Source organism: Niallia tiangongensis, from assembly GCF_044704065.1.
Lineage (GTDB): Bacteria > Bacillota > Bacilli > Bacillales > Cytobacillaceae > Niallia > Niallia tiangongensis.
The window spans coordinates 994,859-1,007,253 of record NZ_CP162613.1 but is presented as its reverse complement, the minus strand read 5'-3'; the positions used below and the strand labels follow the sequence as shown (position 1 = coordinate 1,007,253).

The following is a 12,395-nucleotide window of genomic DNA, read 5'->3' as shown; positions in this document are numbered from 1 at the left end:
TAGAGAGTTAGATTTTGTGAATGCGATAAACTGAAATAGTTAAAACATGTCTTCAATGCTAGTAATAATAAATTTTACATAAATATGGAATACATTGACAGTGGAGAATTAAAGTGATAGCTCTTTATATTTTTTCTAACAAGATGTATCAGAAATAGAGTCTATTGCTTAAGCATTTAGTAGTGAAATAGATTTGAATTTAAATAAGATAGATTAGTGTAAATTTTTTGAAAAAATAGTTTACATGCAATATATTATTTAGTATGCTTAAATTGTAAAATATAGGAAGAGGAAATTCAAATGAATATAATGAAAAGATTAACGGTTTGAAAAATGGTGCCTGTCACCAACGTTTAGAATTTCTTCAGGACATACTTTGACGCTTATCCTCCCGTGAAACATTCCTGTGAAACAAGATTATTCGAGGTGTCACTGTGACCTTACCTTATCCAACTCCTTATTATCCAGGATACTGATGGAGACAACATGTTAAAGAATTTAAAAACACTCAATGAAAAAGCAGGTATCCAACAATATGGGTACCTGCTCCCTTATTTTAACAAAATGAATCTTTTGATTTTGGTACTGACAGTCCAAATAATGGTCGGCGTTAAAGTGCGATAAATGTTTCGATTGTTTGTCGAATGAACCTTTGAAAAATGTTGACAGGCACCAACGTTTAGAATTTCTTCAGGACATACTTTGACGCTTATCCTCCCGTGAAACATTCCTGTGAAACAAGATTATTCGAGGTGTCACTGTGACCTTACCTTTTGATCACCGATTTGGGCTAATGGAAAATTATTTAATATTTGGAGATCCGATTTGTTGACTTTAGCAATCTCATAAAATAAAGAATCAATTTGTTGTCCTATTCCATAATTAGATAAACTGATTCTTTCCCAAGTTGTATCAGCTGGAATTTTTAGTGAATGATTTTTATTTGTTAAAAGGAATTTTGCGGTAAAGATTCTACTAGCAACCTCATGATATTGATAAGACTGCATTTCACCTCTTAAACGATCACTTATTTCCATGCTAGCTCTACTTGCCTTTATCTCAATATTCTCCACAGTAACAACTCCTAAAAATGAATTTACATTATCAGAAAAAGGTATTTAAAGTTCCTTTTATTTTAATTTTATTAAAAAGCCACATTATCGTGGACAGCTTGTAATACACCAGATATTCCTTTACTTCGTTGATAGACAACTTTAATACCCAAATCAGCAGCAACTTCTTTGACTGCATACATCGTTCCGTGAGATACAGCTGATAGTATAAATATAACACAATCGACATCCTTTAATAAATTCCCAAAGAAATTTTTAGTACCTGTTCGTTTCATCCTTCAATTATGGTATTTAACTTCACAGTCAAATGCTTTTTATTTTTGTGTTATATCCATTTTGATTATCACCGCCAATAATAGCAATTTTCTTCATATTAATTGATCACCCCATATTAAAATTTTTAATTCTTTTAATACTCTTAAATAAGTAGTTATCTGTTGTTGTTTGCTCTTTAATAAATCAGCTAACAATTTTACATCGTTTGGTGTTACTCTTGTCATTCTACTAATACTTTGTGTTCGTCTATTTCCTTCTCTGTTTTGATTGCACTGGAGGATTGACTCAAGTTTTCTTAATTTTCCTCTGGATGTAACCCTGTAATTGCTTAATCCCATATCATTTAAAAGGGAATTAAATTTCTCTTTTAAGAAATTGTAAGTTTAACTCACAATCATAATTTTATTTTAAGATTCGATAAGAAAAATAAGTCTTTAGACCTATAAGAATTTTAATTTCTTAAGAGTAAGATGATTAACGCTTGTAGCCAAGAGTAATACCTTGAAAGTAAAACCACAAAGAAATAATCATATTTTTTTAAGAAAAAGTCTTCGAATATGAAAATACGAAGATACAATGTATTCCGGTTGACCAATTATTAATTTAAAAAAGTTAAAGGGGGAAAATGAAGAGCTATTAATTACGTTAGACAATTATGGTTTACTCAATTTAATAAACTTAAAGGAGAAATATCTATTATGAAATGTGCAATTTATATCCGAACCGCAAGCAAAAACAATCAAGATTACCACTTAAAAACACAAACCGAGCGACTTGAACAGTTTATTACAGAACGGAATTGGCAGTTATATAATTCATATATTGATATTGGATCAGGTCCCAATAATCACAAAAATCTACGGACAATGATTGAAGATGCCCAAAATAGTAAATTTGATGTTATTCTTTCGACAGACACATCACGATTATTACGGAATCCTAAACTATCGACTAGTATGAAAAAGCTTTGTGAGATGGAGGAAATTCAAATTATAACGTTAGATGGTTCCATCAATACTCAGCAAGGAAATGTAGATTTAATTAGTCTTTATGCTTGGATAATTGAACATGATACTCAAACCCTGAGTCAGCGAATCAAATATGGTAAGAAGAAACGTCTGTTAGAAGAACAGATTAAGTAATAAAAAAAACATTGTAACCCAACAACAAGCGAAAACCGCAGAGGTTACTTAGCCACTTATTGAAAAAGTGGGCTATGTAATTCTGCGGTTTTTTATTTTTAGAAAGGAGAAGAAATCATTTATGAAAAATGTTCTCAAGCCGGTAATTATCATTTATTCAAGAGTTAATGATCCAGCGAAATTAAGGTATGGGGTAATACTAACTAACTTTTTAAAAGACTATAGAAAGCATTCAAATTATTTTGCTGAATTAGCTTCAAAGAAAATTAAACAAAAAATACAAAAATTGAAAGGGAACAAACAATCATGAAAAAACAACCTAGAGTAGCAATCTATTATCGTAAAATCATTCAAATAATATGGCACCCCTTCATCACTTAGAGGTATATGCAAAGGAAAGCGGATTGGAACCTATTATCTTTCTGGATATTGACAGCGGCGTTGGACAACGACAATCTCTAAACCATTTACTAAACCAAGTCCGCAACCAAAAAGTAGATATCATTATCACTCATTCACTTTCATGTTTCTCACGAAAAACTGGTGAACTTGCAGCCGTTGTAAGTGAATTGGAAAAATACAACGTAAAATTGGTTATACCCAACGTTCGATTGGAGGCTGCTCACTATGGGTAAAAAACCTCATTCAGTCGAACGTATATATACAGATCCTAAGTTGGCATTTGCCCAAGTCATCAAAGCAATTATTGATAATAAAATTGAGGAACTTGTCAATACTGCTAACAAGGTGAACACTGCTACATCTCAATCAAACGATAAGGAGCAAGATGCTTCATGAGATGTGCAATTTATATTCGAGTATCAACTGATAAAGAAGAACAAAAAGCCTCACTGAAATATCAAAAAGAATTGTTTTACAAATTCATTGAAGAAAAAGGATGGGACATCTACGAATTTTACGTAGATGTTCAATCCGGAACAACAGCAAAAAGAAAAAATCTCCAACGAATGATTGAAGACGCACAAGACAAAAAGTTCGATATCATCTTAGCTAAAGAGTTATCGCGGCTTGCTCGGAATGGGGAGTTATCATACAAAATCAAAAACCTTTGCGAAAACCAAGGTATTCACATTATTACACTAGATAATGCGATTAACACGCTTACTGGAAATACCAATATGTTTGGGCTATATGCTTGGATGTATGAACAAGAGTCTCAAAACACCAGCAATCGTGTGAAAGAAACCTTGAAAACACGTGCAAAAAAAGGCTTATTTAAAGGTTCAAATCCTCCATATGGGTATGAGGTTAGAGAGGGGAAGCTTTATATCCGTCATGATGAGACACCTGAAATTGTGCGACGAATTTACAAGGAGTATCTTGAAGGAAGTGGTCGTGAAAGTATCGCACGACGGCTTTACAATGAAGGAATCAAAACACCCGCTGATGTTGCAGGGAAGAAAAATGCGAGTGACAAGTGGAATGATTCCACAATCAAGCTCATTCTCACAAATCCTCATTACGTAGGGGATTTAGTTCAAGGGCGCACAACCACCGTAAGTGTCACAAGCAAAAAACGGAAGAAACAAGATAAAGATGATATGTATACCATTGACAATACCCATGAACCCATCATTTCACGCGATATGTTTGAAGCAGTTCAAAATTTGATGAAGCAGCGAAAGAAATTCATTACTGCTCCGAAACTTCATTTATTTACAAACATCCTTTTTTGTGCAGATTGCGGAAAGGGCATGTGGTATAGAAGTAATAGACCAAATGGTTACATTTGCGGCAATTATGCTCGTCACGGTAAAAAGGCTTGCAGCGCCCACACGATTAAAGAGGATTTTCTCAAAGAAACGATTTTATATGATATCCAAAAACTTGTTCAAGAAATTGATAAAGAACAATATCTGAAAGAACTTGAGGAAAAATCAAAGAAGTCAAAGAAGGATATTCAACAAAAGCTTGAAAAACTTAATAAGCAAATGGATGTTCTAAAAGTTCGAAAAAAGAAATTCATCAATATGCTTGCCGATGAAAAAATTAATCATGATGAGTATTTAGAAATGGTGGAGGATAACAATAACGAACTCTCTCAGCTTACAGAAAAGAAAAATGAAATGATCTCGATGCTTGAAAGTGAGCAAGTCATGGATAATATCGATAAGCTAAAACAAGAGCTTCTTCAATTTCTAAACTTTGATGAATTAACACCCGAAATTTTACATCGACTCATCAATCGAATCGATGTAAAAGAAGACGGCACACCGGTGATTCATTACCGATTTGCCGCCCCAACATTTGAATAGAAGCGGGATTTCCCCTTATAGGGAGCCTGCTTCATTTTTTAAAATCATCTGCGATACTACCTCAACGTGCCTTGAGAGGTCAGGATAGCTATCAAAATTAAATTTTTATGCCCCATTTTTATTGATGGTCGTTTGCGGGAACAAATCAACATAGAAAGTATTCATCAATTTCATCTTCATTTTTGAGAATACTTTTCTCTGGTACTCCTACTGACTTCGCTAAATTAATAGAAGAAACAAATCTTAGCTGAACATTGATATTGAAGTCAAACGAGTATTGCTGCAATTCCCCGAGTTTATGATATTTATTCAAAAGCTCATCTAGTTTTACTTGGTATTCTTTGTCCAATTTATCAACAAATGCATTCATTTTTTCTTGATAAAGATTAATAACTTCTATTTCGTGTTTGCTTAGGACACCTTTTCCAAGGCTTAGTGCTGTGGTTGCAACGATTGAGCCAACCAAAGCACCAACAACTGGAATTGGTATTACTGCTTGTCCTATAGCAGCACCAATAGCAGCCCCTGTTGCATCAATGGCATTTAGTGTTACTAAATCAATAAATCCATCTCTATCAACATCACCTTTTCTATATTTGACAATGGCATTACTTAACCCAAAAGTTCCTGAAGTAATTGCACCAGCACTTGGTGCAGCAAGGTGACAAACGTTGGTTAATCCATATATTGCATATCCAGAAATTCCACCTTTAATAGCACCTTTAGCTGTACTGACTCCACACTCTTTCCAATCTTCAATATCAAAATCCCAGACTTCTTTTCCATCTTTATGCTTTTGATAGACAAAGATCCCTAGATTAAACCCACCTTGTACTGCTGCACCTATTCCAGCAACTTTAGATGCTTCTCCGAAACTTGGTTGTGCTTCTTGTTGGGCGCTTAATCTATCGCTATCCGCTTCTTTTTTAATATCAGATTTTTGTTGAGCAGTTTGCTTATTTATGTCATTTACTTCCCCTGATAACGTTTGGTCAATTGTTCCTTTTTGAACATCTTTATATTCAAGAACTGATGATTCCAACCATTTATCATAAGTAACGCCACGCAGAGCACTCTCATCCTCAATGGCTTTTCTAATATTATTGATTTGGGAGTTAGACAAGATATTTCCATTAAATTCTACAGATTTTGCTCCGCTCATAATTTTTTCTATGACTTCCACATGGTCTTTTGGAAAAATCATACTCATTTTATCATAATTGGATGCTTGCTTAATCTCTTCTAAGATATTGGCATAAAACTTCATTTGCACTTCTTTGCCTTGAAGTAGAATATCTGCAGGTCCATTATCATTTAATAGGACTACACTTTTCTGTAGTCCTTGATAAACATCTCTTGCATTTCTTATACCCGTTTCAGCAAACTCTGAAATAAAACCATGTACTCCAGTATCTCCACCACGATTAATATTGATAAGATTATCGATTTCTGTTTTCGCCCAATCTAGATTTGATAATGCATTTGCTGATTTAGTAGCTAAGTCTGATAATTTATCTGTTTCACTAGTAAGAATTGATTCTAATGTATTCATCAGATCTGTTAATCGGATATTATTTAAATAATCGACATATGAAGCAATCCCTTGTTCAACATTATTATCAATAGACTGTTCACTAAGCATCTAATTTTAGCTCCTTATTGACTAGTTGTGCCAAAGTTAAAGTTGAATTCACAAGCAATCCAGCTTGTAGTTTTTCATCTTTGGAGAATTGACTATAATCACTTCCAATCAAAGCTTTCTCTGCCTTAGATACTCCAGTAATTTGAGTGTTGGTAGTTTCCATCAATGCCTTGACTTCAGAGTTCATATTGTTAAATTTTCTAATTATTTTCTCGAGATTTTCTCTCTCAGCAATTAGCTTATTCGCAGTTTTTTTGTTTTTATGACTGGCAAACAAGCCTGAACCAACCGAACCTGCAAGCATAACACCAGCAATTGTCCAACCTACTGGTCCTGCTAGTGCGAGGAATGCACTACCTGCACTCATTCCACCACCACCAGCTGCTAATGCACCACCACCAAGCCATGCCAATGCAGCATTAGTCGCAGCGGCTCCTGATAAAGTAGAGATAGCAGTACCTGTTGATGCAACACCAAAAGTAGTGGCAATGCCCATTGCTGCTGTCGGACCCATTGTCGCTACAGCAACTCCAAGAGCACTTAAAGTTGCACCCGCTCCAGAACCTCCAGCAGCTGCTTTTGCTTCAACTTCTGCCTTTTTAATTTCTTGTTGTTTTGTCTTAAAATTTTCCACTTCAATTTCAATTTTTTTAAGTGTTACTTTGAATTCCTTTGGAGTGTTTGCTAATTTATTTATTCGTTCTTCTATTAATTTAACAAGTTTTAAAGCTTTTTCACGCTCTTTATAAAGAACATTCGTATTTTCACCTAAATCATTGGCGACTTTTTCATAACGTTCAACCGCTGCATTATAATTGTCGATTGCATTTTTTCTTAACTTTGCATTGAACATGTGATTACCTTCCCTCATAGTGCTGTGTGATTTGAATCTACCCCATTTGGATATTTTTTACGAAGTTCTGTACAGTTTTAAAAGTATAGTAATTATAAACAGCCTGATAATTTTTAGTAGTTTGTTAATAAGGGATTTACCTATCTAAATCTTCAAAAGTTGATCAGAACCGACTATTTATCCAAACCAGTACTATTATACTAGTTTTTACTGACATTCAAATAGCTTCGACAAAAATAGACAAAACTATAAAAATGGTTTTTTTGATATTTTTTTCCTTGTGTTGTCAGTAAACCATTAACTTGTCTAAAGGATCGTTTAGCACTGTAGATCTTGTTATTTTCTTGGAAATTCATTAATATTTTGTATAAACTGTTCCTCAATTTAACAGGTTCATAGAATCTATGTTCTAAGAACTCCTCATTATTTAGGAAAATACCACTTTATGAGATAGTTAGAATTACTAACGAGGGAAAAAAGGAAGAGATTGTTGCTGTAGCAATTTAGCTGAAGTCCCTGTCACAACCCGAATAATCTTGTTTCACAGCAATGTTCCACAAGACAAAATAATTGGGTCCACTCCTAAATTCTAAAGTGCTCTTTTAAAACAAATCACCATCTTTAGGACATCCTTTAGTAATTCCCCCATCAACTTCGACAGCCTCTTCGAGTGATTCAGCCTTATATCATCAAACAGATTCCAAACAAGACAATTAATTGAAAAGTAATCATCTTATTCATAAAATTTCTATTGCAACAAATCTCGGACTTTTCCAATAGCTTGATCTTCGGCAATATAGTCATTTTGATTACTAGTGTAATTGAGTATTCGAACAAGCTCATAGAGTGAATAATTATTAAAAGAAATAAAAGTAATGAATGTCGACTTTAATCCTAAATTGGATTGAAAGAACTGCTCCATCAAATTAGGATATCAAGCTACAATTACAACTAGGTCATCACGCTAATCTTCGAGAGCTTTTGTTAACACTTAGTAAGACTTTCTTTCCCATAACTATCGCTAAGATCATTCTCTGCTATGCTATACGCTTCATCAAAAAATAGGACACCCCCAGAGAAACCAGCATATTTAAATACGAGATAATGTAAATACTTCTCTAATACTCCCTACTTCCACTCCACCATCATTTTTAATGATCGCGGGTTTTAATTCTCTTAATCTATTAATTGTATCGCTGTTAGAGTAATTGATTTGTTCTAGAATGGATGCGATAATATTTGGCCAAACATCTTCTGAACCGTTTGCTACTTTTAATGCAAAGCCTAGTCTTTCCTTTTTTAATCCAAAGCAATAAACTCCTTGAGCTCCCCCTTTTGCTACGATGTTACTGTATTCTAATAAAGTAGTGCAAATAAACTTCTCGGAGGCAACTATTCTTGGATGTTTATTCATCAATCCAGTCATCCTTTTAACTGCTCTTTTCAGATCAGAATTGTCGATTAATTCAGGAGAAGATAATTTTAGATAGGTAATAGCCATGTTTTTTAATGGAATGGCAAAAACCGGGACACCACACCCATCCGTTCCTACTTTTATATCTGAAACTGGTACATTTGACAGTTCAGAAAGGATAGTTAGAATTTGTTGTTGGAGTGGGTGATGAATCTCCCAGTATCCTTCCGTTGGAAAACCCATTTCACGACAAACAGTTAAAAATCCCATATGTTTGCCGGCACAATTGTGGTAAAGTCTTCTTTTCTCCAATCTTTTCCTTAACATCGCATCTCTTGGATTTGCATTTAATGGATAAGAAGGTGGACAGAATAATTCTTCCTCTTTAATAGGCAATTTCTTTAACATCGATTCCAAGGCTACAATATGGTATTCTTCCCCACGATGAGATGCCGTTAAGAGTGTTGCCTCTTCCTCTGTAAGACCATATTTTGTGATAATATCTGATAAAAAGGCGGGTAAAGCTTGTATCGGCTTCGGGACGTCACAGTGCAGTGAGCCCCTATTAGTAGACATGTATAAATTCGGGAAAAAGTGACCAAAAAAAGTGGCTCTTTCCCCGCACTGCCTGCTCAATCTATTCGCAATACTCAACTATTTCAGTTTATCATTCACTCAATCTAATTCTCTATCAATCTTCGATAAACTTCGGGGCGTCACTGTGACCAAGAATTTATGCCCTAATCCTACGTTTTCCCCTTCTGTATTTAATAAGAGTGGATTTTGATCTTTATTTATTGTAAAACCAACATTCGGAGAATCACTAAAACCTCCCATGAAACATTACTGTGAAACAAGATTATTCGAGGTGTCACTGTGACCTTACCTTACTGCAATAAAAGACCAACGAGCATTTGAAGGTACCCAGAAAATCCCCTCAGCCATATATGCATCACGATCTTCTGCAAAATCAGGATCTAAATCCATCAGTTCCTGCCACTTTTCATGAAACGAATCAGATACATACTTTAAGAAAATCAACCCTAAAACAACATGCTTATATTCTCCAGAATCCATGTTATTTCTTAGTTTATCTGCAGCTGCCCATAATTTTTCCTCAAAACCGATTACCGCCATTTATTTATCTCCTTTTATGTAACTTATTTACTTTAATTTACAGTTATATTATATCAGAAAATATATATTAATTGTGGTTAACGTAGATATATTACACTCCCTACAATTCTCTCTTGTTTTTTGCCTTCAAAGGGTTACGTTACTTCCTGTCGGTGGATAAACTACCGAAACAAATAAACCATCTTGAGGAACTAGACCATGAAAACTTCAATCAAAACCCCTTCCCAATATATCCGCAATAATACTGAGAAAGCAATTAGACGCTTAAAGGATGAAAAAAGGTGCCTGGCACCACCCGAGATATGATAGAATTTGTCGACGTAAAGTGGTTAATCGACAGATGCTCGGCACCTATCGATTACGTTAAAATTCACACTCTCTACCCTCACATCTCCGCCGTTGACTCCATTATTTCTGATAGTCTTTTACCCTCTTCAGTCTTCCACTCGGTTCGACCATTTGCACTTCTCCCCAACACAATACCAGCAGCTGTGGATGGGCTTTCAAATTCATAGTCTTCCATTAACACTAACTTGTCATCTTTTCTAACTAATTTGTTATTTTCAATCAATTTATTTCTCCGGTCAACATGTCCACTTTGTATAGAGTCACTTACACCTGTAGCAAAGTATGATCCCTTTAGTACCATAAATCCATTCTCTGTAGGATAACCTTTTGCTTCTGCACCACGAGGTCCGTTTGTAAAAAAGAAAACTCTGTCTCCCTCATCTTTAGGTACTTCTTTATAGTGGACGTTTAATTCCCAAGCCTTGACAAGCATATTTATCAACTGTTTTTGTCTATTTTCTAACACAGCCTTATCCCATTGATTTTCTTTAATCACTTGTGTAGTTATAGCAAATGAACTGACTCCGTTTTTTGTCTGAAAATAAGAAGATTTTTTCTTATCAAATTCATAGTTTTTTGCTTGTGAATTCTTCTTACGCGTTAGTAGGACTAAATTACCTAGCTTATGAACATAGCGTTCCGGCTCATCAAAGTTTTTTAACCATTCGCTATCTTGTTCTGGATTTTGAGGAAGAACATGCTCTACTGTTATGACCGAATGATCATAGTAAGGTTGTCCTGTTGTTAACAGTGAATCTAATCGAAGAAGTATATATCGTCTCGAAGAATCCTTTAAGTCCGTATACACGTCTCCTTTTAGTCTTTCTAACACTTCATACTTATCCTCAGATTTAACTTCTAAAGGTGAACTTTGTGCAAAAATATCTTCATTGTTTGCCATTCCACGTATTATTAAAGAATATCGTGACATTCTCCAATTAAAATTTTTCCTTAATACCATACTAGTTCCAGCAAAAATCTCTAATTTATTAAAGAATTGTTCTAGATCCCTATTATAATGACGAATATAATATATTGCTGGCGGAATCCAATCATTATTATCAATGCGATTTAATAACCCTAATATTTTGAGCAGTTGTGGACTATCACCAAAGTGCACTCTATAATCAACAATTTTTAAATAGGCATCACTATATGGTATCAGTAAGTCATCAATAAATTCGCTACCATTAACTTTTGGAAAGATTTCTTCGTACTCGTCTTTAATGTTTGCACTACCCTTTCGTTTTTGAACGATCATTCTTATATGCTCAAATAGCTTATTAAATCTATCTCTCCCAAGCGACACTTCAACTTCTTCCCATTTACGAGTATACTCATCTTGATGTTCTTCCTTAATATCACCTATGACCTTTGCTTTAAAGATGTCACTCGTCATTAGATCTAAACCTCTGTCATTCAGGACAGTAAAGATGCGGAATGCAGAATCGAAGCTATGGGTAGAAACAACGACAATATAACAAAGTGTTGCTATTACACTTGAAAGAATCTCGACGGTTGTCTTATCTAATTCATTTAGTCTTTCAATAAAGTATAGGCCATTATCCCGGATTAATTTTTGGCTATCTGTTTGAACATTCTTTTCACTTTTTAATTTTTGAGTTGCCCCGAAATTTTGTATATTATTTCGAAAAAAATCATTATCCCTTTTTCTAAGTTGAAGCCGATATGTATCACTTGTACCAAGTATCTTTTTCCCTCTTTGCACGATCATTTCATCTATTTCGTGATCACCTAAGTAGTCTCTTAACACCGCTAACAATATAGTTAACGTGGTAAGACGTTGTTGCCCATCTAGGACATCTGATTTAGGATTATCTCCCTTAACCAGGACAACACTCCCAAGAAAGTAGGGTTCTTCTATTTTCGAGATTGTTTTTTGATCAATATTGTAATGGTTAATATAATCGACCAAGTCATCTAAAAGTTCTCCTACTTCTTCCGTAGTCCAAGAATAAGGTCTTTGTACAGAAGGCATGGTAAATAAAAAGTCATCTGAAAAAATCTTATGTAATGGTGTTTCCTCAGCAGACAAAGAAGATCTCATCACTATCACCCCGACAAATATTTGAATAACTATATTTTACCATAAAAATAAATTGTAGAATTTTTAAATCTGCCACAAAAAATAATAGGAAAGGCAACTAGCAACTAGCCCTAATTAATAATAAAAAATCCCTCCTACTCTAGATAATCAATCTAATTCAGAAGGA

At 34.4% G+C, this 12,395-nt stretch carries 10 protein-coding genes and 1 pseudogene; 4 read left to right on the top strand and 7 right to left on the bottom strand.

Annotation, left to right across the window (positions count from 1 at the left end):
- Positions 1-755: 755 nt before the first annotated feature.
- Both AB3U99_RS04945 and AB3U99_RS04940 read right to left on the bottom strand, forming a co-directional pair.
- On the bottom strand, positions 756-1,073 hold the full coding sequence (locus AB3U99_RS04945) for a hypothetical protein (RefSeq protein WP_400245944.1): 318 nt from the start codon (positions 1,071-1,073) through the stop codon (positions 756-758).
- A 71-nt stretch (positions 1,074-1,144) separates the two neighbouring features.
- Positions 1,145-1,348 carry a DUF2325 domain-containing protein gene (locus tag AB3U99_RS04940; protein WP_400245943.1) on the bottom strand — a complete coding sequence of 68 codons (204 nt, stop codon included), beginning with the start codon at positions 1,346-1,348 and terminating at the stop codon, positions 1,145-1,147.
- 699 nt (positions 1,349-2,047) lie between these two features.
- On the opposite strand from AB3U99_RS04940, the gene AB3U99_RS04935 reads away from it, so the two are divergent.
- From AB3U99_RS04935 to AB3U99_RS04920, 4 genes are all read left to right on the top strand, one after another.
- Positions 2,048-2,491, top strand: a complete 444-nt coding sequence (locus AB3U99_RS04935; protein WP_400245941.1) for a recombinase family protein — start codon at positions 2,048-2,050, stop codon at positions 2,489-2,491.
- Between the two features lie 359 nt (positions 2,492-2,850).
- Positions 2,851-3,126 carry a recombinase family protein gene (locus tag AB3U99_RS04930; protein ID WP_400245939.1) on the top strand — a complete coding sequence of 92 codons (276 nt, stop codon included), beginning with the start codon at positions 2,851-2,853 and terminating at the stop codon, positions 3,124-3,126.
- Positions 3,119-3,289 (top strand): hypothetical protein, encoded by a 171-nt coding sequence (locus tag AB3U99_RS04925; RefSeq protein ID WP_400245937.1) that lies wholly within the window; start codon positions 3,119-3,121, stop codon positions 3,287-3,289. Before AB3U99_RS04930 ends, AB3U99_RS04925 begins: the two co-directional genes overlap by 8 nt.
- Entirely contained in the window at positions 3,286-4,767 is a 1,482-nt protein-coding gene (locus AB3U99_RS04920; protein WP_400245935.1) for a recombinase family protein, read from the top strand. Before AB3U99_RS04925 ends, AB3U99_RS04920 begins: the two co-directional genes overlap by 4 nt.
- 145 nt (positions 4,768-4,912) lie before the next feature.
- Here AB3U99_RS04920 and AB3U99_RS04915 read toward each other — a convergent pair whose 3' ends face one another.
- From AB3U99_RS04915 to AB3U99_RS04895, 5 genes and pseudogenes are all read right to left on the bottom strand, one after another.
- Positions 4,913-6,409, bottom strand: coding sequence for a hypothetical protein (locus AB3U99_RS04915; RefSeq protein WP_400245933.1), 1,497 nt, complete (start codon positions 6,407-6,409; stop codon positions 4,913-4,915).
- Positions 6,402-7,262: a hypothetical protein gene (locus AB3U99_RS04910; RefSeq protein ID WP_400245931.1), complete on the bottom strand. Its 861-nt coding sequence runs from the start codon at positions 7,260-7,262 to the stop codon at positions 6,402-6,404. Before AB3U99_RS04910 ends, AB3U99_RS04915 begins: the two co-directional genes overlap by 8 nt.
- Positions 7,263-8,352: 1,090 nt before the next feature.
- Entirely contained in the window at positions 8,353-9,252 is a 900-nt protein-coding gene (locus tag AB3U99_RS04905; protein ID WP_400245929.1) for an asparaginase, read from the bottom strand.
- Positions 9,253-9,570: 318 nt separating this feature from the next.
- Positions 9,571-9,813, bottom strand: a pseudogene (locus AB3U99_RS04900) (type I restriction-modification system subunit M N-terminal domain-containing protein); the annotation flags it as partial.
- A gap of 385 nt (positions 9,814-10,198) precedes the next feature.
- Complete coding sequence (locus tag AB3U99_RS04895) at positions 10,199-12,229, bottom strand: DUF4357 domain-containing protein (RefSeq protein WP_400245927.1); 2,031 nt, start codon at positions 12,227-12,229, stop codon at positions 10,199-10,201.
- Between the last annotated feature and the right edge of the window lie 166 nt (positions 12,230-12,395).